Origin of the sequence: Longimonas halophila, from assembly GCF_002554705.1 — a bacterium.
Lineage (GTDB): Bacteria > Bacteroidota > Rhodothermia > Rhodothermales > Salinibacteraceae > Longimonas > Longimonas halophila.
In genome coordinates, this window is sequence record NZ_PDEP01000007.1 from 36,428 (window position 1) to 58,978 (window position 22,551).

Here is a 22,551-nt window from a genome sequence, read left to right on the forward strand (position 1 = left end):
TTTTGGGGATGCGACGCCGTGTACGGAGTGAGCAAAACGCTACGCATCCCCCTGAAAACGTAGCGGCTTACGACCCTCCGAACCCGTACGAACCACGGCGCAGGAGCACCAGGAAGAACGGCACGCCGCAGAGCGCGGTGAGGATGCCAACGGGCAGTTCTTGCTCGGGCAAGATGGTGCGGGCGGCCAGATCGGCCCACACCAGAAAGAGAGCGCCCCCAACGAACGAGAAGGGCACAACCCGTCGATGTCCCACGCCCACAACCAGCCGGACGGCATGCGGCACAATGAGTCCGACGAACCCGATAGCCCCCGCCACGGCCACGAGGGCGCCGGTCATGAGCGCGGCCAGCAGGATGAGCGCGCGTTTTAAGCGTTCTACCGGAATGCCCAGATGGTAGGCCGACTCTTCGCCGATGAGCATGGCATCGAGTGGGCGCGCCAGCACGAGCAGAAAGGCGGTGCCTGCGACGGTGGTTGCAAGGGGCGGAATGAGTTCGCCCCACTGCGTGCCGCTGAGTGAGCCCAGCAGCCAGAACAGCACCGCCCGCAGTTTACCGGGATCGGGCGAGGAGAACGTGATAAACGACGTGACCGACGCCATCAGCGCCGACATGGCGACCCCGGCCAGGAGCAACCGTGCCACGCTCAGCCGCGTGCCGGTGTACGCCACCAGGTAGACAATTCCGATGGCCAGCAGTCCACCCAGGAAAGCAGCAAGCGGCATCGACAGCGCCTGTCCCAGCACAGGGGGCAGCAGTCCCAGATAGAAGAGCGACGCTCCCGCCGAGGCCCCGCTGGAGATGCCCAAGATGTACGGCTCCGCGAGCGGATTGCGTACCAGCGCCTGCATGGCAACGCCTACCACGCTGAGTCCGCCCCCTACGAGCAGCGCCAGCAGCACGCGCGGCAGGCGCAACCCCCACACGATGCGCTCCGCTATCGGATCGGGCGATGCCAGTGCGGATGCGCCGCCGAATGCTTCCAGCACCCGATAGACGACCACATGGTAGGTCGTAGCAAACGAGATGTTGGTGCTGCCCAGTGAAAGCGCCATTCCCAGGGTGAAAAGCGTAGCTGCTGCGAGGCTGCTCCAACACAACGTGGTACGCATATCAGGGGGCGTGGAAGGCTACACACAAGCGCTAAGGCAAACGGAGCGACGGCGGCGCGGGGAGTGCACGATCGTGATGCAGAAGCGTGGCGATGCGATACGCGCCCTGCACCACGCGCGGTCCGGGCCGCGACACGAGGTCTGCGTCCACAGTGTACACACGGTCATTCTGAAGCGCCGGTACTACATCCCACGTAGGGTGCAGCCGCAGCAGGTGTTCGGTGGGCGCCTCGGCCTCGAACAGCCCAATGATCACGTCGGGGGCTTCTTGCAGCACGAACTCTTCGCTGAGCGTGGGGGCCGCGCTCTCGAAGTGATCGGTGATGCTTGTGCCGCCAGCGGCCTCGATGAGCGTGTGCACGTAGCTGGGTCCACCAAACGCATAGAGCGTCTCATCGCCCACGAGCATCAGCACGCGGGGCCGAGGGACTGATTCTGTGGCGGTGCGCAGCGCATCAAAGGCCCGGCGCAGCGTGTCGGCGCGAGCCTGGGCGTCGGATTCGGTACGCATGAGCGTGCCCAGCGTCTCGATGCTGGTAAAGATGTCGTCCACGGCATCAAACGAGAAGAAGTAGGTGGGCACGCCCATCTGCGCGAGCGGATCGGCATCGCCGGGGCTGTTCACCTGGTCGGTGGCCAACACCAGATCGGGACTGTGCTGCACAAGGGCCTCGTAATCGACAGGTAGGGTTTGCACGCGAGGCAGCGTGTCGACCAACGCGGGGGGATAGTTATCAGAGACCGTAACCGCCCTCAGGCGGTCGGCTCCGCCTGCCGCCACAGCGAGCTCGGTGAGGTTGGGTGCCAGCGGCACCACGCGCTGCACCGTATCGGGCACCGCCACAGAGCGCCCCAGCGCGTCGGTCACGGTACGATCGGGCGCAGAAGCCGTGTCGCATCCTGCACCTGTTGCCAGGGCAAAGAGGAGCACTACGCCTGTCGCTAATGGAGCAAAACGACACAACCGGAAAAAATCTCTCATTTTTACGAACAACTGAAACATCGAAATGTAAACTTTGCAGTTATCATAATCTCTTAATCCTTCCCGTGCACGTCTTGACGGGTAATCGTACTACGTTAGTGTCTTTTTCTCCCTCTTTTGGTGTCCGCTATGCAGAAGCGTGTCTTTATTGTTGACGACGAACCGAAGATTGGTACGTTATTTACCAATGTACTGGAGCGCGACGGCTATCATGTCGAGGCGTTTGTGAATCCCGTACGCATGCTGGATGAACTCGGCGACCGGGAGCCTCCAGATGTCATTCTCGCCGATATGATGATGCCAGAAATGACGGGTGTGGAGCTCCTCGACGCCCTGAATGAACGCGAGGTGGGCGTGCCGGTCATCATCATGACGGCGCATTCGTCGGTGCAGACGGCGGTCGAGGCCATGCGGCAGGGAGCCTTTCACTACCTGCAGAAGCCGGTGAACCTCGAAGAGATGCGCGCGCTGCTCGAAAAGGCCATCGACCTGTATGGCGCACAGCAGGAGCTGGACGAGATTAAGGAGAAGCAGCAGGCCGAGTATCCCATTTCGGGTATCCTGGGCGAGAGTGATCCGATTGTGCAGGTACGCGAAACCATCCAGACGCTGACCGGCGCATCCAATACCACCGTGCTGTTTTCGGGCGAAACGGGCACGGGCAAGAACCTGGCCGCACAGACGCTGCACTACAACTCGGCCCGCTCACGCGAAGCGTTTACCGAGATCAACTGCGCAGCCCTGCCCGACAACCTGCTCGAAGCTGAGCTCTTTGGCTACGAAAAGGGCGCCTTCACCGACGCAAGCAACGCCAAGCCCGGCATGTTCGAGATTGCCGACGGCGGCACGCTCTTCCTCGACGAAATCGACTCAATGAGTCTGGCCCTGCAGGCGAAGCTGCTCTCCTTTCTGGAAAGCCGCACGTTTCGGCGCCTGGGCGGCGTCGAGGACCGCACCGTGAACACGCGCGTGCTCTGCGCTACTAACGCGGATCTGGAGAGCAGCGTCAAGGACAAAACCTTTCGCAAAGACCTTTTCTTCCGCATCAACGTGGTAAACGTGAAGATGCCTGCGCTTCGGCACATGGAGCGCGATGTCATGATCATTGCGGATTCGCTGATCGATCGCTTCAACAACGAACTGAAGCGCAACGTGCAGGGGTTCACCGAAGATGCCGAGGCCAAGATGCTCGATCATATGTGGCCCGGCAACGTGCGCGAGCTACGCAACGTGCTGGAGCGCGCGATGATCTTCGCCCAAGACGTCCGCATCACCGCCGAGGACCTGACGCTGGCGCCCCCCAGCCAGATTGGCGATGTGCACGGCACCGCCGGCGCGTTTCAGTTTCCGCTCGGACGCACCATCGAGGACCTGGAGAAGGCGTATATCTTGCGCACCCTGCAGACCCGCGATGAAAGCTACGCCAGCATCGCGGATTCGCTGGGCATCTCCAAAAAAACGCTGTGGGACAAACGCAAGCGCTATAACCTCGACGAACAGGTGGAGCGGTAAGGATTCCGTAACAAAACACCGTAGGGACACGACGCGCCGTGTCCCTACCGGGTCTACGAAACGTATGGATGCCTTATCCCGCGTACTTCACCGAGCAGCCGTAGGGCGGAGCGGTCTTGGTCGGCACCTCCTCACCGTTCATCGCAGCGTCAAGCGCCTCAACCACGTAATTCGTGGCCTCGTCAATGTCATCCACGTTCGTTGACGGAATGCTGTCGATGCCGCCTTTGTAGATGAGCGTGCCTTCGGGATTGATGACGTACATGTGCGGCGTCGTCTGCGCCCCGTACATCTGGCCGACGGTGCCCTCTGGATCCATCAAGATAGCATCTTGCTGACCACCTTCCTGTTCATTTCGCGCGTTCATTTCATCGGGCGGAAAGTGGCCTTGTGTGCCCGGTGCCGAGGATACGATCGAAAGCCACACCACGCCGTCCTCGCGATACGTTTCCTGGAGGCGCGGCATCTCACCGCTTCCGTAGAACTTGCCCACAAACGGGCAATCAAAGTTCAGCCATTCGAGCACGACGTACTCTCCCTCAAAATCGGAGAGGCTGTGCTCGTTGCCATTGGTGTCGGTCAGGGTGAAATCGGGAGCAGGTGCATCTACCTCCGGGTCGTCGACCGGCTCGGCGTGAAAGGCAAGCGTGCCACCCGCAATGAGCAGCAGCGCGAGGGCGGTGGTCCACAGAGAACGAGTCATGGGTGTGTTGGGGATTGGTTTCGAGAGAACGAAGCAGGGGGTTGCGTTGCGTTATGCAATTCGCAGGCAAGCGCAGTATCCGTCGCGCTACAGATCCGCCTTACGGACGCTCGCTTGCAAGTTCAGGATTGTCGTTTCGTGTGTCGGGTAACTCATTCAGCGCATCCATCACGATCTGAGGCGTAAGCACTTCGGGTAGGAGGACCGGGTCGCTGCCATCGCCGGGGTAGAGCACGTACAGCGGCACGCCGCTGCGGTTGAACTTGGACAGCGCCTGGGTGATCTCGTCGTTGCGGTTGGTCCAGTCGGCGCGTACCAGATGCACGCCTTTGTCATCAAACGCCTGCTGCACGGATTCGGTGCTGAGCGTGGTGCGCTTGTTGACCTGACAGGTGAGGCACCACGCTGCCGTAAAGTCGATGAACACGGGCGTGCCCTCGTCGCGAACGGCATCGACCTGCTCGGTGGAGAACGACTGCCAGTTTGCATCAGTGGGTTGAGTGGATGCAGAGGCCGGTGCTCCGGTGCCTGCACCCAGCAGCGCCAGCGCCAGTGCGCCTGCCACCACGGTCGTGACCACCGCGCGGGAGGCCATCCAGGTGCGGCCCTCCACCTGCATCGCGGGCCAGCGGCCCAGCACCCAGCCGGCCAGGCCCAGCAGCAAGAACGCACCCAGCAGCAGCGCCACGCCATCGATGCTTACCTGCTGCCCAAAGACCCACACGAGCCAGAGGGCCGTGGCGAACATCGGGAAGGCCAGCAGCTGCTTCATCGTCTCCATCCACGGACCCGGTTTGGGCAGGCGGTTCAGCAGTGCCGGGACCGACGATAGCACCACGTAGGGCGCGGCCATGCCTACGCCGAGCGCCGTAAAGATGCTCATCGCCTCCACCGCCGACATCGTGAGCGCCACGCCCAGCGCTGCGCCCATGAGCGGAGCGGTGCACGGCGTAGCCACAATGGTCGCCAGCACACCCGTCAGGAACGACTCGCTGTAGCCCGACGCCTTCTGCTGTGCCGTGCCGCCGACGGAGGTCAGGCGCGTGCCCAGCTCAAACAGCCCCGACAGGTTCAGCCCAATCCCCACAAAGAGCAGCGCCATCAGCGCGATGAAGCCGGGCGATTGCAGCTGAAAGCCCCAGCCAATCTGCTCACCCGCCGCGCGCAGCGCCAGCAAGAGCCCCGCCAACACCCAAAACGAAACAACCACGCCCGCGGCAAAGAGTCCGCCGTGGCGACGCATGATGCGGGGCTGCTCACCAGATTTCTTGGCAAACCCCAAAATCTTCAGCGAGATAACGGGAAAGACGCACGGCATCAGGTTCAGGAGCAACCCGCCAATGAATGCAAAGCCCAGCGCGCCCCAGAGCGACAGGCTTGTGCTCGACGCGCCCGTTCCGGCTTCGGACAAGGCCGACAGGTCGCCGGTGAACTCGCCTTCAAGCGGAGCATCTACGGCCAGGGCGGGATGCGGGCGATCCGACATGCTCCACGAGAAGCCGTCGGGCCCCAGCAGCACGCCGCGCAAGGACTCGGTGGAGCCGTCGGCGTACTCAGAGGCTTGCAGCGCCAGGTAGCGCGTGTCGCCATCGCGCATGACGGGCTGCGGCGCGGTGTTCGAGATGGTGCGCTTCTCGCCCGGAATGAAGCGCACGCCCTCGTCAGGGAGGTCGTCGCCTTCAAGTTCCAGCACGAAGCTACCATCGCTGCGGTATGCCTGCACAGACACGCCCTCTGCCGGACGCGGATGCTGAGCGCGTGCTTGTGCGAATGCATCGTCCCATTCGGCATCAGGTGTCGCATCCGCATCCACCGAAAGCGTGGTTTCGAGATCGGCATGCGCGGGCAGGCAGATGTCCTCGCAGATGAGCCAGTCACCGCGTCCAGCAAGCGTGACCTCGGTACCGGACTCCAGGTCATCCGGCGGGGTGATGTCCACCAGGAGCATGATCTCACCGGAGTAGCCGTACGTAACGAGCGGACCTTCTTCTTTCACCGTAGGATGCGGCCACTGGATCTCGCCCGCCGAGAAGCCCTCGGGCAGATTCCAGTCGATGCTGCTGGCCATGCCCGAGTCGCCGGCGTTCTTCCAGTAGCTGTGCCAACCGTCGTCCATCTGCAGATGCATCGCCACGGTAAACGGCTCGCCGGGGGCAATCGTCTCCACCTCGCTCACGAGCGCAGCCTCGCTGTGCGGACTGGGATCGTCGCTCGGCTGTGCGGTCGCGGATGCCCAAGGCGTTAGCATCCACAGGAGCAGCAGCACGCCGAATCCGACCGTGCGAGGCAGGGGGGACACATGGTTCTGTTTCATGGGGATACGCAGCTTTGGAGCAGTACCGGTTGGGCGTCTCATTACGATGCACAGGAGCTTCGGTTCAGGGCCGTGTTGTGGCTGCACGGCGTGAGTGCATGAATCGACGGTTCGTCGCATCGGCGATGTTCGCATCAAGGGGATGGGGTGCTCCATCTGCTCGTTGCATCACCCCACGACGCCATAATCTCGTGACGGCGCGGCGTTGGGGAGGCTGCCGTTCGCATTTCAGCGCGTGCCGCGTTATGATGAAGGCATCCACCGTTTGTCTTCCCACCCGCCTTCATGCTTATGCGCCGTCTGGGTCTGCTACTCATCGTTCTGTTTATTCCTGTTCTTGCGGATGCACAGGATACCTCCTTCAGTCGCATGGATGTATTCGACCTCGAATGGGTTGCCAGTCCGCAGATATCGCCCGATGGCGCGCACATCGTCTACGAGCGGCGGGGCATGGACGTGATGGAGGACCAGCGCACCTCCAAACTCTGGCTGATGGAAGCCGACGGCTCCAATCACGTGAAGCTCACCGACCGCGACGTGAGCGAGTCCAGTCCGCGCTGGTCGCCCGACGGCTCGCAGATTGCCTACATCGGCGGCACCGAAGACGACGGCGCGCAGATCTTCATCCACACGCTGGAGCCGCGATCGAATGTGCAGCACACCCAGCTCGACAACAGCCCGAGCGGACTCGCATGGAGCCCCGATGGCACGCACCTGTCCTTCACGATGCACGTAGACGCGGAGGCGCCGCAACTGGTAGAACCACCTGAGGCCCCCGAAGGCGCCGACTGGGCCGATCCGCCCCGCGTCGAAAACCGCCTGAACCACGAACAAGACGGCAGCGGCATCCGCCCGTTTGGGCACACGCACCTCTTCGTCGTCCGTGCCGATGCCAACGGCGGTCCACCACGCCAGCTTACCGATGGCGACTACGACCACTCCGGTCCAGCAGCCTGGACGGCGGACGGCAGCGCGCTTATCGTATCCGGCAATCGCCACGACGATGCCGAGCGCGAATACCGCAACAGCGAACTCTACCGCGTCGCGCTCAACGACGGCAGCATCACGCCGCTCACCGACCGCTTTGGTCCCGACTACGCGCCCCGCACCTCCCCAGACGGCGAAACCATTGCCTACCTCGGCTACGACGACGAGGTGCAGACGTACCAGCTCACGCGACTCTACACCATGAACCCCGACGGCTCGGACGTGCAGGCGGTGGATACCGGGCTGGAGCGCTCCATCAACAGCTTTGTGTGGGATGAAGAGGGCACCGGCTTCTACGTACAGTACGACGACGAGGGCGTGTCGCACCTCGCCCACATCGCCGCCGATGGCACAGTCACCGACGCCGCCACCGACCTGGGCGGCACCGCCGTGGGACGCCCCTACACCGGCAGCGCCGACTTCTCGGTGGCCGATGACGGCACCATTGCCATAAATCAGAGCAGTCCGTATCGCCCCGCCGAACTTGCTGTTACCGCGCGCAGCCAGGACGCCACCCGCCTCACCGACCTGAACGGGGCGCTCATGGAGCAGCGCACGCTGGGTCAGGTGGAGGCGATGCGCTACACCTCGACCGAAGACGGACGCGAGCTTCAGGGCTGGGTCGTTACGCCCCCGGATTACGATCCCGACCGCACGTATCCGCTCCTGGTCGAAATCCACGGCGGGCCCATTGGGCATTACGGACCGCACTTTGCACCGGAGATCCAGCTCTATGCCGCAGCCGGCTATGTGGTGTTCTATCCGAACGCGCGCGGCAGCACCAGCTACGGCGCCGAGTTCGGCAACCTGCTCAAGAATGACTTCTCGGGCGGCGAGTATCAGGACATCATGGATGGCGTGAATGAGCTGGTCGAGGACGGCACCGTCTCCGAGGACAGCCTCTACGTTACGGGCGGAAGCGCAGGAGGCACCTCCGCCGCATGGATTACCGGCCAGACCGACCGCTTTCAGGCTGCCGCCATCCAGAAGCCGGTTATCAACTGGATCAGCAAAACCCTCGCAGCCGACAACTACTACGCGTACGCCAATTATCGCTATCCGGGCCAGCCGTGGCAGAACCCGATGGACTACTGGGACGTCTCGCCCATATCGCTGATGGAGTCGGTGAACACGCCCTCGCTCGTCATTGTGGGGCAGGAAGACCTGCGTACGCCCACGTGGGAGGCCAAGCAGTGGTACCATGGCCTCAAGCTGCGCGGCGTGGACGCGATGTACGTCGAGATGCCCGGCTCCTACCACTTCATCGCGAACCGTCCGAGCCAGCTCATCAGCAAGGTCGACCACGTGCTGGCCTGGTTCGAGCGGTATCGATAGCCGCCTCCTTACCCGTTTATCTTCTTTCTTTTTTGGACATGCCTATGCTCTCCCGACGCTCCTTCCTCCGCATCGCCAGCGCCAGTGCCGCCACGCTGCCGTTTTTACCTTCGCTGCTCCGAGCCGGTCCCTCTACGCTGCAGGCCGCTGATTTTGAGACGCTCCGCCGGGGCGTGGGCACCTTCACGGCCCGAGGCGGCACCATCAGATGGCTCGTGCGCGATGGCGCTGTGGTCGTGATCGACTCGCAGTTTCCGGATGCCGCCCAGACCTGCTGGAACGACCTGCCCGAGCGCGAGGGACAGTCGCTCGATCTGTTCATCAACACGCACCACCACGGCGATCATACCGCTGGCAACGGCGTGTTTGCCGAGCACACCGACCGGCTCGTGGCTCACGCAAACGTCCCCGACTTGCAACGCGAAGCAGCCAACGAGGGCGAAGCCGAAAGCCTGACGTATCCCACGGAAACCTATACCGATACGTGGTCGGAGTCCATCGGCGATGAGACGATTCGCCTGCATCACAATGGACCGGCGCATACGGGCGGAGACACCGTGATTCACTTCGAGGAGGCCAACGTAGCGCACGTCGGCGATCTGGTGTTCAACCGCGTGTATCCCTTCATCGACATCGACGGCGGCGCACTGACGACGAACTGGATCAGCACCCTCGAAACCCTCCACGACACGTTCGACGACGACACCATCGTGATTCACGGCCACGGCGCGCCCGATGCCGGAATCACGGGCGGACGCGAGGACCTGCTCGTGATGCGCGACTTCCTGGCGGGACTCAACGAGTTTGTAGCGCAGGCGCTCGAAGAGGGGCAATCCATCGACGAGATTGCCGACCAAGAGCAGCTGCCGGGCTTTGAGGAGTACGCCCGCGAAGATTGGCCGCTCCCGCTGGAGGCGTGCCTGCGTGCCGTGCATCGCGAGCAAACCGGCGGGGGGAACGCCTAAACTCGGCCTCCCCCGTCCTGATTTTTCGACCCTCCCATACGTTCCGCATGCCCATGCGTCTTCGATTTCTGCTCGTCGCGACCTCGGTTTCCCTTCTTACGCTTGCTCTCTTCGGATTCCGTCCAGGTGCGGTTCAGTGGGGACGCGTCGGGCACTCCATCACGGGCGCGGTGGCGCAGCAGCACCTGACCGACACCGCCCGGGCCGAGGTCGAGCGCATCCTTGGCGACATGTCGATGGTCGATGCTACCACCTGGATGGACCGCGTGCGCTCAACTGAGGCGTACGCGCATACCGCGGACTGGCACTGGGTCACGGTCCCGTCAGATACGACCTACGCCGAAACTACCAAAAATCCGAACGGCGACCTTATTGCGGAGCTGGAGCGCATGATTGCGGCTCTGCACGAAGGCGATCTCTCGCCCGAGGCCGAGCGCGAGCATCTGATGATGGTCATCCACATGATTGGCGACGTGCACCAGCCGCTGCACGTGGGCACCGGCACCGACCGGGGCGGCAACGACGCGCTGGTCGAGTGGATGGGGGAATCCTCAAACTTGCACCGCGTGTGGGACACCGGCATGATTGTGTCGTGGCACGACGACTACGCGGTCTGGGCCGATGCCATTAATCATCCCACCGACGCCCAGGTAGAAGACTGGCAGCGCGCAACCGTGCGGCGCTGGGCCGAGGAATCGATGGATTACCGCGAGGCCGTCTACGACCTGCCCGCCGATCGCCGCATCGGGTGGACGTACCGCAACGAGCGCCTGCCTATGGTCGAGAAGCGACTGCTGCAAGCAGGCGTGCGCATTGCGGGCGTGCTGAATGCGATCTACGATGCAAGCGATGCTTGATGGTCGGCGCTCGATGGGATGCGAGACACTCTTTCAGCGAGCGCACTCCACACAGAGCGGCGTTTCGGGCATGATTTCGAGGCGGCCCGGTGGAATCGGATCGCCGCACGTGGTGCAGTTGCCATACGTACCCTCATCCAGCCGGTCGAGCGCAGCGCGGGCCCGTTTCAGACGCTTTTCTTGCTTCAGGCGCGTGGCCGCGTTCATGGACTGCGCCTGAATCGCTTCCATCCGCGAAAGGCGTCCAATGGCATTGTCGGGCGCTACCGTGTCGTCGCCCGCATTGGCCACGGCGAGGCTGGCCTCCAGCTTTTCGATACGCTCGTGCAGCAGATCGCGAAAGTGGTCGGGGTCTTCTTTGGGATGGGGCATAGCGCACAACAGCGTTGAATGCAACAACAACGGATCGCACAAATGCAGAGCACCGCCTGCAGGTCCGTGCTGTTCGTCGACCTGCCTCTTCGTTCTCTCCTGCAGTAGTGGGATACAGAGGCACTTTGCCTTCACAGACGCAGATTCTTTAAAATGGGAGCGCGACGCCCAGCCAGGGGAAGGCGATGAACGAATCAAGATCACCAGCCAGAGGACGCACCAGCCCAAAGTCTACCGCGAAGTCTTCGGGGGCGTACCGCAGACCAAACGACACGAGCCCGTTGACCTCGTCGCCCGAGAAGAAGTAGTTTTCAGAGACCAGGTAGAACCGCTTGCTCACCCGGGTCATGCCGCTCACGTTGAAGAATGGCGTGTCGGCCAGCGATCCGTTCTGATAGCCATATCCGATCCCCGCCGTCAGATTGCGGTCTGGGCCGCCGAGTGTGCCCGAGGTGTAGAGCAGCCCCACCGAGGCGGATTCCCCTTCGCCGACTACACCGCCAAGTACGCCGCCCACGGTAAGGTGCCGGTTCGCGCTGGCGTTGGAGAATGACACTTTAGGCAGCACCCAGATCGGAAACACACCTTCGCCAAACAAAAACACGGGCACGGTGCCTGCACCAATCGAAAACCGGTCGGATACGCCGTAATTGACGTTGTTGAAGAGGACCCACGTGTTCTGATAGTACCCGTTCCCCTCGCGCAGCCCGATGGCGCTGGGAGCAAAGAAGTAGCGAGTCGGCTGCGGATTATCGAACCAGTAGTCACCGTTGCGGATGCGACGCGGATCGACCCGGGCAAAGTCGCGGATGTTGTCTCGCAGGACGCGTACCTCGGTGCCGTCGCTCGTGGCAATCACAACCGCCTCGTCGTTCTCCTGGACCAGCGTGCCAATGTATACGGTCCCTTCATGCGTTTCCACACGGTAGATATCTGACTGTTCTGGTGCATCCTGCGTACTCGAATCCGCCGTGGCATTCTGTGCGTGCGCCTCCGAAAGCGCCAAACCGGCCAACGCAACGAGGAGCAGCGCGGTGCTTAAAAGAAAAGAGCGAGCAGCACGCAGGGACCAAGAAGATGGTATAGACATGGACGGGGGACATATCGAGAAAAAAAAGGGGTGGCTGTAGAACCAATCTCAAAGCCGTATGAACGCCATTGAACGTAACGCGCACAGGCTCACTTCACTGTATACCAACAAACCATACAGCTCAGCGTCAGGGAGCGGTAGGCAACTCGTCTACGCTGTCGCGAAGGGCGGCACGGCTACGAGCGGTGTTCAGTTTGGGTTTGAGCTGATTCATGATGCCAAAGAGCCCCACCAGCACCTTGTTGATAAAGATGAAGTGGTGCGACCCCGATGTTTCACGCAGCTTGGAGCCCTCTCGGAAGCACTCTTTGAGCTCGTTGTAGAACGCATCATCGCCGAAGTCGAACGTGTCGCTGCGATAGGGCTGCACAATGAGCCGTCCAAAGCGCTGAAAGAAGGACGCGACGCGCTCGCGGGTGGCCGTGTTCATATCGCTGTGCAGAATGTCGAGCGTGTGCAGCAGATCGTGGATTGCATCTTCGTCGTCTTGGATACGCGCGTTCCAGAGCCGCAGCATATTGTCGCGGAAGTCCTGCGGGAACCGCTTCACACAGCCAAAGTCGATCACGCCCAGGCGTCCGTCGTCGCGAAACAAGAAGTTGCCCGGATGCGCATCAGCGTGCAGCGTGCAATAGTTGCTTGCAATCTGATCGTGCACAAAGTCCCACAGCAGCTGTCCAAAGTGGTTGCGGCGTTCTTGCCCCGGTTCGCGGGCCAGAAACTCGTTCATGTGTTCGCCCGCCACGTGCGTCATGGTGAGCACGGTTTCGGAGGTGTACTCGTAGACCGCCCGCGGCGTGACCACGTCGTCGTAGTCGTACTGGTCGGCAAAGAATTCGATGTTATCCGCCTCGTTCTCGTAATCCGTCTCCTGCATGAGCATCGAGCGGATCTCCTCAAAGTACTCGTCGAGATACGGGCCCTTTACGAGGCGTCCGATGAGGGGACGCGCCACCTTCAGATCTGACTCAATGGTGTTGCGGATGTTGGGGTACTGCACCTTCACGGCCACATCGCGCCCATCCGACAAGGTAGCGCGGTGCACCTGTCCAATGGAAGCTGCCGCCATGGCCTCCCCCTGAAACGTGTCAAATAGCTGCTCTGGGAAGCGCCCCAGACCGTCGCGGATGCGCTTGCGGACCAGGGCCTGGTTCATGGGCGGCACCTTGTACTGCGCCTGCGCCATCACATCCATGAACTCATCGGGCAGCACCCCGGTGTCCATGCTCATGGACTGCGCCAGCTTCAGTGCGGTGCCACGCAGCTTGGTCAACTCTGCATAGATGTCCTCGGCATTCTTGGTGTTCAGCGCCTGTTTCTGGGCCGTTTTATCGCCCGAGCGGTTCGTGACGCGATCCTTGAGGTAACGCGCATAGTTGGCGCCCACCTTTAGCCCCGTCTTGGCAAAGATCTTCCCTCGGTCGAGCTTGGACGACGGAAAGCGGTCATCGGAATCCGAATCAGGCATAAGCGTACGGGAGGATACGAAGGCAGTGGCACAGCGAAGAGGAATGATCATCTGTGAAGCGTCACGGTCGGACGCAAAGATCCGTTCCCGCACAGATGTAAGATTGTCGGTGGATTCGCGCTGCAGCCTCGCCAAGCGCACGCGGTGCGACCCGGCTTTCAACGCCCAACATGTCCCAACCACCGTTTGATACAGAAACGACCTCTAATCCACAAGCCAATGTAAATCATTGACTTATACTTCTAAATATTAGATAATCACCTACGCACTTGACGTTCTACTAATAAAATAGTACTATTGTCATGCATAGCATTAAGAACCAACCCGTGTAGTCGCATGCGCAAACGATCGCTTACCTCACTTGGCGAGACCGAAATGGAAGTGCTTCACCACGTGTGGACACTGGAAGAGGCCACCGTGGCCGATGTCCGCGAACGCATCTTGGAGGAGCGCGAAGTCGCCTACACCACCGTCATGACGGTCCTGAAGAATCTGGCCGAGAAGGGGTACCTGCAGTATCGCAAAGAGGGGGTGGCGTACGTGTACTCGCCCGCCCGCTCGGCGCAAGACGTACAGCGCAGCCTGCTGGGCGATCTGCTGCAGAAGGTGTTCAACGGCTCGCCGCAATCGCTGGCCCAGGCGCTGGTGCAGCACGAGGATCTCTCTGCCGACGACCTTGACGCCATTCGTGCCATGATCGACCAGATCGACGACTCCGATGCTTGATTTGCCTGACGTTCTTCTCATGCTTGACACACTCGGTCGCTTTGTTACTACGACAGTAGCAGGCCCCGTCGTGCTGTGGACGCTCGTAGCGCTGGCTGCATGGGGCGGGCTGCGCCTGGTGCCCAGCCCCCCGCTCGTGCAATACTGGACGCGTGTAGGCGTGCTTCTGGCCCTTCCGCTCGGCCTCGCGGCGGCGCTACTCGATCTGGGGCTCCCTGGGGAGGTCTTCCGCCCGGTGTCTGACGTGCCCTGGCTGGGCCGCACGCTTGCGCCCATCGTTGTGGATGCGGCATCGACCGGTACCTCTGCCTCTCCTGCGTGGCGCATACTGTTTGTTGGCGCAGGCATAGGCGCTATTGGGGCAGGCGGGGCTGCGGTCGTGGCACTTACCCGGTTGGCTGCCGATGCCTATGCGCTCCATCGGTTTCGTGCTGCGCATCCCCCTAACGCTCCTGCATGGGTACAGGAACAGGTAGATACGCACGCCACCACGCTGGGCATCACCCGTCCGGTGTCTGTGTGCTGTGCGCCCGACATTGCCGTACCCATGACGGTAGGCGGGGGGCGCCCTCGTCTATTCCTGCCTGAATCGCTCTGTTCGGATGAGCAGGCACTTGCCATGACCCTGACTCACGAGTTGGTGCACGTGCAGCGCTTCGACTACGTGGTCCACGTCCTGGTGCGCACCGTGCGCGCTCTGTTCGTGGCACACCCGCTGGTGCCCATCTATGCTCGCGCTGTGGCGACATACCGCGAGCAGGCTTGCGATGCCGCCGTGCTTGCAACCAACCGGGTGCCGCGCAAAGCCTATGCGACGCTCCTACTTCAGTGGACGCAGCGGGTCTCGTCTACGCCTGCTTCCGCTCTCGGACTTGCCTATTCATCGTCTACCCTTAAATCTCGTATTTCCGCTATGACTTCGCACGTTGTACCATCCCGTCCTGCGCTAAGCCTCGTGCTAAGCGCACTCCTTCTCGTAACGACCTTCACGCTCATGGCCTGCGGCGACGTAGGCACCGAAGAGCCCTCCAACGCAACCCCTCCCGATGCACCGGTGCCCCCAACTGAGATCGACACCCAGCCGCAGCTGGATGGCGGCATGCAGGCGCTCTACAGCGCCGTGACCTATCCCGACATTGCCCAAGAGCATGGTGTAGAGGGCCGCATGGTTGTGCAGTTTGTGGTTACCCGCGACGGCACGCCGACGGACCTCACCATCCTCAACGCTGATGTACAGGGCGAAGGCCCTACGCCTCCAGAGGACGCCGCTCAGTCGCTGGAAGACGCCGCCCTGGATGCAGTCCGCGGTATGACATTTACACCGGGCGAGCATGAGGGCCAGGCTGTGAACGCCCAGATGGCGGTGCCCATCCGGTTTCAACTTCCGGAGTAGACCATGACGCCCAACTGGATCCAAACAACCGCGTAGCGGCTCGTGTCTCCAACGAGTTGCTACGCGGTTGCGTGTTTTGCGGCTGCTTGATACGTTGCTGTGCGATCCTTCCTTTCTTGCCAATCATAGCGCAGCTATGCACAGTTCTTACGGAATGATACGTTTTGCCCTGTTCCTGGCCACCGCTTTTCTGTTTTTAGGAACCGGATGTGCCACCACCCAGCCCGCCGACTCGGCCTCAGAACCCGAACCCTCGTTCGTGCTCAAGGAAGCACTCACCGCCATCCCCCCACTTCCCGAAGACGCAGGCGTCTACTTCGAATATCAGGTGGCCCCCGTTCCTCGCATCGTAGGCGGACTCGACGCTGTTCTCGATTCTGTGGCTATTGCCCCCAACGCCCGGACCGAATCGGCAGGCCGCGTGATTATCTCTTTCATTGTGGGTCCTGATGGTACGCTGTTCGAACCCACCATCAAGCAGTCGCTCAACCCCTATCTCGATGCCGCCGCCCTGCGCGCACTGAACGCGGTACAGTGGGTACCGGGCCGATTCCGAGGTCGCCCAGTGTTCACGTGGTCTGAAGTCACCATTTCATTCCGCTCAGTCCGCGTAGACGTATAAGCAGCCCCCGCCACCTGCACATCTGTTTTTGATGCACTCCGTGCCGCACGGATCGGTCGCCCCGGCTGCTCGTTGCGTCCCGTATGTACGTCACACCTTCCACGCGGGTTATCCTAACGCATTATGGATACGATACATCGCGGCACAGCCTCCACATGCTGGCCAGCAACGCCGTTGGTTCTTGCGCTTATCTTTTTAGGGGTGGCCGGATGCGGAGGTGGTGCCATGGAGAGTGTAACCTACACCGCCGACAACGCTCCGGTTGTCTACCGGTCGGTGCCTGATAGCGTCACCGTCCACTCGCGTAGCGAGGTGGACACCGGCCCCGAAATTGACGGCGGACGCACGGCCCTGGTCCGCCAGATCGACTATCCCAGCGATGCATTCGACGACGGCACCGAGGGCCAGGTGCGTGTGTCACTCGTCATTGGCCCCGACGGACGCGTGTACCAGCCCGACATCCTGTCGTCGGTGGGGCCCTCAATCGACCGCGAGGCGCTGCGCGTCTTGCAAGCCGTCGACTGGACGCCCGGGCGCTCTGGAGGGCAGTCCGTGTACGTACAGACCGAAATCGCGGTGCCCTTTCGGCTGGCCGAGCATCAGCCCGCTCAAGATGCGCCCAGCCCACCGCAGCAACAGCCGCCGCGTCCGCCACGGTACTAAACGAACCAGCACAGCAGCGGCATCCCCCAACACGTTACGTTCGCCGGATACGCGGGTCTGTATGGCCCCTCGTATCTCGTGCTTGTGTGGCTAACGTGCGCTCATGCCATGGCTGTGTCTCGTTCGTCTTCGTCTCCCACATCCAATGAATCGCCCCCGGCCTACGTGCACACCCGGGCCGGGCAGCGCGTTGCGGTTACGCTCCACGAGCCCGAGGCCCCGCTCGCCGAGCGCGTGCCCGAAGCCTTTGTGCAGGACCTCTGGGCCCAGCAGCACCTGAACACCGACCGCTGCCAGACGGTCGATGGCGCGCCGGTGCAGGTCTTATCGCCGGGCATGCTCAACACCGATGCCGGACCCGACTTCCGCGACGCACACCTCCGCATCGGCGACGTCACCTGGCACGGCGATGTCGAGATCCACAACCAGTCGCACGGGTGGCGCGCCCACCAGCATCAAGACGACCCGCGCTACAACAGCGTGGTCTTGCACGTCACACTTACGACCGATATGTGGACGGGCCGCCTGACACGCGCTGATGGCTCGCCGCTGCCCGAATTGGTACTGGAGCGCGTTCTGAACCAGCCGCTTCGGGCGGCACTGCATCGCTTCCTTACACGCACTGAAACGCCCATTGTGTGCGCCGCGCAGTGGCCGCAGGTGGATGCGACGCTTCGCTCAGCCTGGATGCGCGAACTGGGCCATAAGCGGCTTCAGCACAAGGCCGACGCGCTCGACACCCCGCTGGAAGACGCTCTGTTCGAGCGCCTCTGCGCAGGCATGGGCTACGCCAAGAACGACGGCCCCATGAGCGACCTGGCGGCGCGGTGTCCGCTCGCGCTGCTCCAGCCTCTTCCCGACGCATCCACCATCGAAGCGGCCCTGCTGGGCTGGGCGGGCCTGCTGCCCGACCCGGCAACGCTTGCCGAGGCCGAGCGCTCGACTGTGGACTACGTCATGCACTTGCGCGATCGGTTTCGGCGCATGCGATCTCAGCACGATGCGCGCCCGCTTCCTGCGGAGCAGTGGACGTTCTTCCGCCTCCGCCCGAACAATTTTCCGGCCCTACGGCTGGCCCAGGTGGCACAGTGGGTGGCTCCGGGTGGATGGCTGCGTAGCGACCCGCTGGGAGCGCTCGATGAAGCCGTGCGGGATCCCAATCCAAAAGCCGCGCTCCATGACCTGCTATCCAGTACGCCCGGCGACTTCTGGACCATGCATCGCCGCCTCGACCGGACCTCAAAGCCGTACGATCCGACCCTGGGCACCAGCCGCCGCAACACGCTCATCTTGAACGCGCTGGTGCCGGTGCTTATGCGCAAAGCCCGCACCGATGCCTCGCTACGGAACGCAATCGACCGCTTGCTCCAGCACCTGCCCGCCGCATCCGACCGCATAACGCGACTGTTTCGCGATCTGGATACGCATCCGCAAAATGCTGTGGAGGCGCAGGGGGCTCACCAGCTTTATCGCACGCTTTGCCAAGAGGGCCGGTGCTTGCAGTGCGCGGTGGGACAGGCGGTTCTCATGCGCAATTCGTAGCACCGGGCGTGGCCTTCACATACTTTGGGGGTTGCGACGCTCTCATGAAATGACATCCTACTCTATGCTCATCCGCATTGTACGCCTCACGCTCGATCCTGCCCATGGAGATGCGTTCTACGACCACTTCGAATCGGTTGCCCCGCGCATCCGCCAGTTTGACGGATGCGAACACCTGGAGCTATGGACGGATGCAGCGTATCCGAACGTGGTCATCACGCACAGCCACTGGGCCGATGACGACGCGTTACAGGCGTACCGGAAGAGCGAGCTATTTCGCTCGGCCTGGGCCACGGTCAAACCGCTGTTTGCGGCCCGGCCCCAGGCGTTTAGTGCCAACGTAGCTCATCCTGCATCGGACATCGAGGCCGCGCTTCCTAACACATGATGCGATTTCAGACGTGACGCATCACGAGGCGGATCGTTACAAGCGTCCGTTCAGCGCGGCGCTCATGGTGCGCATCGGCTGGTTCTCCATGCGCCGGTAGATGTACGGCGTCGTGTACGACTCGGATTCCGGCACCATGCGCGTGGGCTCGGGATTTCCCGTTACGGCAGCATACACGCGCTCGGTGACGCTCCGGTACTGCTGGCCCAGCATGCGCTGCTCGGTGACAAGACGCCCGTACTGACGGCTGAGCGTGCGGTATCCGGTATCGGCACTCAGGCTCTCCACAAGCGCCTGATGCGTTTCGAGCGTCTCACGATGCGACTCTACCAGATCGGCGTAATGCTCGGCCATCGGCTCCAGATTGGCGTTGGTGGATGCTGCGTTTTGCAGCGCATCCAGTTCGCCCTCGGCACGGGTCAGGTCATCAGCAAACTGGCTGTTGGCCTGTTGCATCTGCGCGTAGGTGCGCGCCTCGGTGTCGTAGCCGCCATAGGTGCGGCAGCCCGTCAGGAGAAGCATCAGCGCCAGAACACCAAGAATTGGGACGTGCGAGCGGGTGGTGAAAGCAAGCATAGGAGCGCGTCGTCGAGAGCAGTGAGACTAAACAGGATTTGTATCATACACAGAACGCAGCCACGGTGTCGACCCAAACCGCTGGTTTCACCGTGTTTTTCACGGTTGGGGAATGGTTGCTGCGGCTGGCACGGGCAGACCCATAAAAAGGCGGACCCAGGCCATGAGGGGCCGGATCCGCCGGATTGTGCCTATTCCTATGCACGAAACCGCTATCGGGCTCTGCGGCTGGGGATGTACGCGGGACCGCCGTTGAAACCAACGTAGGTGAATTCGTCATTCTCCTGAAAGATCACGTTGTACTTCACGTTCAGATCCAGGTCAAATCCACGGGAGAGCGGGATGCGCAGTCCCAGTCGCGGCGCAATTCCAAGCTCTGTGGAGTTCTCTGCGGCGTTGATGAAGTAGGGACCGCCCTCTACTCCGATGTACGGCTGCACGCCGGTCAGCGAGAAGTTATACTTTGCAGCGAGATGAACGGGAATAATGTCTACATCAGGAGCGCCGCCTTCGCTGGTGAACTGATGATATCCTCCTGCAACGCCGATGAAGAGGGCTCTTGAGGCGCGGTAATAGTAGCCGCCATCAATGGCCAGCCCCGTCTTGTAGGCATCCGCCTGTTCGCCCGTGACGAATTGGGGGCCGCCGTTAAAGTAGAGCTGATGCTGCCAGTACCGCGTCTGAGCAGTTCCCTCTTCTGGACTGGTGGCCAGGAAGAGAAGAAGGGCAGCGGCAAGAAGTCCGAGTCGTTTCATGAGAAGCAGGGGGTTGGTGAGTGTATCTGTTTGAAGCCTCTCAACGAAGGGCTGCATGTCGGGTTGTAACGCATCCGTGCATTGCCCGGAAATTGAAACAGGGGTCAGTTGAAGCGATCCCCGGTTTCCACACGCTCCCGAAATCGTTTCTCAGTTCTGAGGCGCGATACTTCGGATTTCAATGATCCCCTCGGTACAGGTACTGATCAACGCGACGCATTGCCTCCCAACAAATTGCAGCCGCTTCTGGCTTCCATATTGGTGCAATGTGTGATGCCTGAACGAACGGGATAGCCTGAGTGCAGGGGCGGCGTTGAGCCCCCCGACAGCGGAGAGGAGACCTGCAACTATCTGCTCCTGCATTTGCCATTGTCGAAGCGGAGGACTTCCTTCTTGGGTGTCCATGTGCTTTCCTTCATCTATCCCCCCGATTCTCTCATGTCTGAGCCTCTAATCATCGGCGTCGACCTTGGTGGCACGAACATAGAAGCTGCCGCGGTTCGTGGAGGCGAGATTCTTGCCTCGAAGAAAAAGAAGACACGCGCGCCAGAAGGCGTTGACGTGGTCATTGAGCGCATCGGCAAGACGGTGCGCAAGGTGATGGATAAGATGGATAACGACGCCAGCGATTACAGCGCGTTGTGCATCGGCGCGCCGGGCGCGGTTGATGTGAAGTCGGGCGTCGTCCATTCGGCCCCCAACCTGAACTGGACGGACGTTCCGCTGGGCGAGCGCCTGGAGGCTGACCTGGGCCTGCCAGTGATCGTCGACAACGATGTGAATATCGGCGTTCTGGGCGAGCACGTGTATGGCGCTGGCAAGGGCACGCTCAACATGATCGGCATTTTCGTGGGAAGCGGCATCGGCGGCGGCATGGTCATCAATGGCACGCCGCATTACGGCTGGCGCGGCGTGGCGGGCGAGGTGGGGCACGTGGTGGTGCAGCCCCGCGGGCGCCAGTGCGGGTGCGGACGACGCGGCTGCGTGGAGGCGTACGCCAGCAAGACCGCTATGGAGGCGATCATCCGCGAGGAGATGGAGAAGGGCCGCTCCACGGAGGTCTTCGAGATCATGGAGAAGAAGGGCAAGAAGAAGCTCACCAGTAGCGTCATTGAGGCGTCGCTGGAGGCGGGCGATGCGCTGATGGAGGAAGCCATCCAGAACGCGCAGTACTACCTCGGTCTGCTCACCGCGAACCTCGTAAACGTGCTGGATCCGGAGGTCGTCGTCTTTGGCGGTGGGGTGGTGGAGCGCCTGGGCCAGAACTTCATCGACCCGATTGGCCGAACGGCCCGCCAGCACTACCTGCAGCGCGAGGGCGCCGAGAAGATCCGCCTCGTCCCCGCTACCCTCGGCGACGATGCCGGACCCATCGGCGCAGCTGTGGTTGCGCGCCGCCGCCTGCAGTCGGCCTTGTAGACGTTGGGCCGGATTACCACGCTCCGTGCCCAGCGCATTGTGGACGTGTCTCGTCATCGATATAGTAGGAAGCGGGCTTATGCTACAACAAACACAACCGTTCCTGTCTTAACCTGACGCAGGGCTACTTCCATTTCCGGCACCAACGGAAGTAGCGTCTCGTACTCGTTATTCGGGGCAACAACTATGACGATCCCGAGTGCTTGCGATGCAATATTCCGCTGATGCTCGATGCCCTGGTCCATCGTAAGCAGCACGTCGAACTCATCTTCGGCGCGACGTAGAAGCTCCCCGTTTTTTACGCCCGCCCATTCGCGCTCAGGAACGGTAACGACCTCAATGCCCCGCTCGATAAGGCGCCACTTTAGCTTTCGTGGGATGTTCTCGTCAAGAAGAACCGTCATGCCGTTGGAGAGGGATACTCGTGTACCAACTCTTCCTCCGCAAGGTCTAAAAAGGCCTCGGCTTGCTCACGTTGTACCGAAGGAAAGTCGTCGAGAAATTCCTCCAGACGTTTTCCATGCTTCAGGTGATGGAGGAGTGATGCTACCGGAACGCGCGTGCCCGCAAAGACGGGGGTGCCCCCGAGAATTTCAGGGTCGCGATGAAAGATCTGTTCGCGTTTCATAGCAGGTCTATAGGTTGATGAACCAGCTCTTCTGAGGTAAGACGCCTGCTTCCCACCATATGGTTCAGTGTGTTGTCCGAATGCTATGACAGCATTGCTCTACGGCGAAGATAGTGCCGACCTAACAGTCTTTTCGGACG

The 22,551-nt window shown here is 61.6% G+C and carries 22 protein-coding genes; 11 read left to right on the top strand and 11 right to left on the bottom strand.

The window, feature by feature from the left end; translation table 11 throughout:
- Positions 1-67: 67 nt before the first annotated feature.
- Both CRI93_RS08400 and CRI93_RS08405 read right to left on the bottom strand, forming a co-directional pair.
- Entirely contained in the window at positions 68-1,114 is a 1,047-nt protein-coding gene (locus CRI93_RS08400; RefSeq protein WP_281252687.1) for a FecCD family ABC transporter permease, read from the bottom strand.
- Positions 1,115-1,145: 31 nt separating this feature from the next.
- Positions 1,146-1,982 carry an ABC transporter substrate-binding protein gene (locus tag CRI93_RS08405; RefSeq protein ID WP_176521789.1) on the bottom strand — a complete coding sequence of 279 codons (837 nt, stop codon included), beginning with the start codon at positions 1,980-1,982 and terminating at the stop codon, positions 1,146-1,148.
- Positions 1,983-2,225: 243 nt separating this feature from the next.
- Here CRI93_RS08405 and CRI93_RS08410 point away from each other — a divergent pair, with 243 nt between their 5' ends.
- The gene (locus tag CRI93_RS08410; protein ID WP_098062185.1) at positions 2,226-3,608 is read left to right on the top strand and encodes a sigma-54-dependent transcriptional regulator; all 1,383 of its coding nucleotides are present in this window, start codon (positions 2,226-2,228) and stop codon (positions 3,606-3,608) included.
- Positions 3,609-3,681: 73 nt separating this feature from the next.
- Here CRI93_RS08410 and CRI93_RS08415 read toward each other — a convergent pair whose 3' ends face one another.
- Both CRI93_RS08415 and CRI93_RS08420 read right to left on the bottom strand, forming a co-directional pair.
- On the bottom strand, positions 3,682-4,311 hold the full coding sequence (locus CRI93_RS08415) for a thioredoxin family protein (protein ID WP_098062186.1): 630 nt from the start codon (positions 4,309-4,311) through the stop codon (positions 3,682-3,684).
- A gap of 100 nt (positions 4,312-4,411) precedes the next feature.
- On the bottom strand, positions 4,412-6,625 hold the full coding sequence (locus CRI93_RS08420; protein ID WP_176521790.1) for a protein-disulfide reductase DsbD family protein: 2,214 nt from the start codon (positions 6,623-6,625) through the stop codon (positions 4,412-4,414).
- 285 nt (positions 6,626-6,910) lie between these two features.
- Between CRI93_RS08420 and CRI93_RS08425 the strand changes: the two genes are divergently transcribed.
- Genes CRI93_RS08425 through CRI93_RS08435 form a run of 3 tightly spaced genes read left to right on the top strand, consistent with a single transcriptional unit; the run spans position 6,911 to position 10,769 of the window.
- The gene (locus CRI93_RS08425) at positions 6,911-8,947 is read left to right on the top strand and encodes an alpha/beta hydrolase family protein (RefSeq protein ID WP_176521791.1); all 2,037 of its coding nucleotides are present in this window, start codon (positions 6,911-6,913) and stop codon (positions 8,945-8,947) included.
- 38 nt (positions 8,948-8,985) lie between these two features.
- The gene (locus CRI93_RS08430; protein WP_098062189.1) at positions 8,986-9,912 is read left to right on the top strand and encodes an MBL fold metallo-hydrolase; all 927 of its coding nucleotides are present in this window, start codon (positions 8,986-8,988) and stop codon (positions 9,910-9,912) included.
- Between the two features lie 53 nt (positions 9,913-9,965).
- On the top strand, positions 9,966-10,769 hold the full coding sequence (locus CRI93_RS08435; protein WP_176521792.1) for a S1/P1 nuclease: 804 nt from the start codon (positions 9,966-9,968) through the stop codon (positions 10,767-10,769).
- A 33-nt stretch (positions 10,770-10,802) separates the two neighbouring features.
- Here the strand turns inward: CRI93_RS08435 and CRI93_RS08440 are convergent, their stop codons facing one another.
- From CRI93_RS08440 to CRI93_RS08450, 3 genes are all read right to left on the bottom strand, one after another.
- Positions 10,803-11,141 carry a TraR/DksA family transcriptional regulator gene (locus CRI93_RS08440; protein ID WP_098062191.1) on the bottom strand — a complete coding sequence of 113 codons (339 nt, stop codon included), beginning with the start codon at positions 11,139-11,141 and terminating at the stop codon, positions 10,803-10,805.
- 148 nt (positions 11,142-11,289) lie between these two features.
- Entirely contained in the window at positions 11,290-12,231 is a 942-nt protein-coding gene (locus tag CRI93_RS08445) for a hypothetical protein (RefSeq protein WP_245850413.1), read from the bottom strand.
- A 127-nt stretch (positions 12,232-12,358) separates the two neighbouring features.
- Positions 12,359-13,699, bottom strand: a complete 1,341-nt coding sequence (locus tag CRI93_RS08450) for an ABC1 kinase family protein (RefSeq protein ID WP_098062334.1) — start codon at positions 13,697-13,699, stop codon at positions 12,359-12,361.
- Positions 13,700-14,035: 336 nt separating this feature from the next.
- Here CRI93_RS08450 and CRI93_RS08455 point away from each other — a divergent pair, with 336 nt between their 5' ends.
- The 6 genes from CRI93_RS08455 (at position 14,036) to CRI93_RS08480 (ending at position 19,033) form a co-directional block, all read left to right on the top strand.
- Positions 14,036-14,425: a BlaI/MecI/CopY family transcriptional regulator gene (locus CRI93_RS08455; RefSeq protein ID WP_098062192.1), complete on the top strand. Its 390-nt coding sequence runs from the start codon at positions 14,036-14,038 to the stop codon at positions 14,423-14,425.
- A 1-nt stretch (position 14,426) separates the two neighbouring features.
- On the top strand, positions 14,427-15,818 hold the full coding sequence (locus CRI93_RS08460; protein ID WP_141491630.1) for a M56 family metallopeptidase: 1,392 nt from the start codon (positions 14,427-14,429) through the stop codon (positions 15,816-15,818).
- A 154-nt stretch (positions 15,819-15,972) separates the two neighbouring features.
- Positions 15,973-16,440 carry an energy transducer TonB gene (locus tag CRI93_RS08465; RefSeq protein ID WP_176521793.1) on the top strand — a complete coding sequence of 156 codons (468 nt, stop codon included), beginning with the start codon at positions 15,973-15,975 and terminating at the stop codon, positions 16,438-16,440.
- Positions 16,441-16,563: 123 nt separating this feature from the next.
- The gene (locus CRI93_RS08470) at positions 16,564-17,103 is read left to right on the top strand and encodes an energy transducer TonB (RefSeq protein WP_098062195.1); all 540 of its coding nucleotides are present in this window, start codon (positions 16,564-16,566) and stop codon (positions 17,101-17,103) included.
- Positions 17,104-17,211: 108 nt separating this feature from the next.
- Entirely contained in the window at positions 17,212-18,645 is a 1,434-nt protein-coding gene (locus tag CRI93_RS08475) for a DUF2851 family protein (RefSeq protein ID WP_098062196.1), read from the top strand.
- A gap of 49 nt (positions 18,646-18,694) precedes the next feature.
- The gene (locus tag CRI93_RS08480; protein ID WP_245850415.1) at positions 18,695-19,033 is read left to right on the top strand and encodes a putative quinol monooxygenase; all 339 of its coding nucleotides are present in this window, start codon (positions 18,695-18,697) and stop codon (positions 19,031-19,033) included.
- A 36-nt stretch (positions 19,034-19,069) separates the two neighbouring features.
- On the opposite strand, the gene CRI93_RS08485 is transcribed toward CRI93_RS08480, so the two are convergent.
- Positions 19,070-19,609, bottom strand: a complete 540-nt coding sequence (locus CRI93_RS08485; RefSeq protein WP_098062198.1) for a hypothetical protein — start codon at positions 19,607-19,609, stop codon at positions 19,070-19,072.
- 212 nt (positions 19,610-19,821) lie between these two features.
- Positions 19,822-20,364: a hypothetical protein gene (locus tag CRI93_RS08490; protein ID WP_098062199.1), complete on the bottom strand. Its 543-nt coding sequence runs from the start codon at positions 20,362-20,364 to the stop codon at positions 19,822-19,824.
- A gap of 438 nt (positions 20,365-20,802) precedes the next feature.
- Between CRI93_RS08490 and CRI93_RS08500 the strand changes: the two genes are divergently transcribed.
- Positions 20,803-21,783 carry an ROK family protein gene (locus CRI93_RS08500; RefSeq protein ID WP_098062201.1) on the top strand — a complete coding sequence of 327 codons (981 nt, stop codon included), beginning with the start codon at positions 20,803-20,805 and terminating at the stop codon, positions 21,781-21,783.
- Positions 21,784-21,860: 77 nt separating this feature from the next.
- On the opposite strand, the gene CRI93_RS08505 is transcribed toward CRI93_RS08500, so the two are convergent.
- Both CRI93_RS08505 and CRI93_RS08510 read right to left on the bottom strand, forming a co-directional pair.
- Positions 21,861-22,187 carry a DUF5615 family PIN-like protein gene (locus CRI93_RS08505; RefSeq protein ID WP_098062202.1) on the bottom strand — a complete coding sequence of 109 codons (327 nt, stop codon included), beginning with the start codon at positions 22,185-22,187 and terminating at the stop codon, positions 21,861-21,863.
- A complete protein-coding gene (locus tag CRI93_RS08510) occupies positions 22,184-22,411 on the bottom strand; it encodes a DUF433 domain-containing protein (RefSeq protein WP_098062203.1) in 228 nt (75 codons plus the stop codon). Before CRI93_RS08510 ends, CRI93_RS08505 begins: the two co-directional genes overlap by 4 nt.
- Positions 22,412-22,551: the final 140 nt, after the last annotated feature.

What these genes read in the sequence shown, in the direction of transcription:
- CRI93_RS08485 (WP_098062198.1), bottom strand. Translation starts at nt 19,609, where the DNA reads ATGCTTGCTTTCACCACCCGCTCGCACGTCCCAATTCTTGGTGTTCTG.
- CRI93_RS08475 (WP_098062196.1), top strand. Translation starts at nt 17,212, where the DNA reads ATGGCTGTGTCTCGTTCGTCTTCGTCTCCCACATCCAATGAATCGCCC.
- CRI93_RS08430 (WP_098062189.1), top strand. Translation starts at nt 8,986, where the DNA reads ATGCCTATGCTCTCCCGACGCTCCTTCCTCCGCATCGCCAGCGCCAGT.
- CRI93_RS08510 (WP_098062203.1), bottom strand. Translation starts at nt 22,411, where the DNA reads ATGAAACGCGAACAGATCTTTCATCGCGACCCTGAAATTCTCGGGGGC.
- CRI93_RS08425 (WP_176521791.1), top strand. Translation starts at nt 6,911, where the DNA reads ATGCTTATGCGCCGTCTGGGTCTGCTACTCATCGTTCTGTTTATTCCT.
- CRI93_RS08455 (WP_098062192.1), top strand. Translation starts at nt 14,036, where the DNA reads ATGCGCAAACGATCGCTTACCTCACTTGGCGAGACCGAAATGGAAGTG.
- CRI93_RS08440 (WP_098062191.1), bottom strand. Translation starts at nt 11,141, where the DNA reads ATGCCCCATCCCAAAGAAGACCCCGACCACTTTCGCGATCTGCTGCAC.
- CRI93_RS08500 (WP_098062201.1), top strand. Translation starts at nt 20,803, where the DNA reads ATGTCTGAGCCTCTAATCATCGGCGTCGACCTTGGTGGCACGAACATA.
- CRI93_RS08450 (WP_098062334.1), bottom strand. Translation starts at nt 13,699, where the DNA reads ATGCCTGATTCGGATTCCGATGACCGCTTTCCGTCGTCCAAGCTCGAC.
- CRI93_RS08490 (WP_098062199.1), bottom strand. Translation starts at nt 20,364, where the DNA reads ATGAAACGACTCGGACTTCTTGCCGCTGCCCTTCTTCTCTTCCTGGCC.
- CRI93_RS08420 (WP_176521790.1), bottom strand. Translation starts at nt 6,625, where the DNA reads ATGAAACAGAACCATGTGTCCCCCCTGCCTCGCACGGTCGGATTCGGC.
- CRI93_RS08415 (WP_098062186.1), bottom strand. Translation starts at nt 4,311, where the DNA reads ATGACTCGTTCTCTGTGGACCACCGCCCTCGCGCTGCTGCTCATTGCG.
- CRI93_RS08480 (WP_245850415.1), top strand. Translation starts at nt 18,695, where the DNA reads ATGACATCCTACTCTATGCTCATCCGCATTGTACGCCTCACGCTCGAT.
- CRI93_RS08445 (WP_245850413.1), bottom strand. Translation starts at nt 12,231, where the DNA reads ATGTCTATACCATCTTCTTGGTCCCTGCGTGCTGCTCGCTCTTTTCTT.
- CRI93_RS08505 (WP_098062202.1), bottom strand. Translation starts at nt 22,187, where the DNA reads ATGACGGTTCTTCTTGACGAGAACATCCCACGAAAGCTAAAGTGGCGC.
- CRI93_RS08465 (WP_176521793.1), top strand. Translation starts at nt 15,973, where the DNA reads ATGATACGTTTTGCCCTGTTCCTGGCCACCGCTTTTCTGTTTTTAGGA.
- CRI93_RS08470 (WP_098062195.1), top strand. Translation starts at nt 16,564, where the DNA reads ATGGATACGATACATCGCGGCACAGCCTCCACATGCTGGCCAGCAACG.
- CRI93_RS08410 (WP_098062185.1), top strand. Translation starts at nt 2,226, where the DNA reads ATGCAGAAGCGTGTCTTTATTGTTGACGACGAACCGAAGATTGGTACG.
- CRI93_RS08400 (WP_281252687.1), bottom strand. Translation starts at nt 1,114, where the DNA reads ATGCGTACCACGTTGTGTTGGAGCAGCCTCGCAGCAGCTACGCTTTTC.
- CRI93_RS08435 (WP_176521792.1), top strand. Translation starts at nt 9,966, where the DNA reads ATGCGTCTTCGATTTCTGCTCGTCGCGACCTCGGTTTCCCTTCTTACG.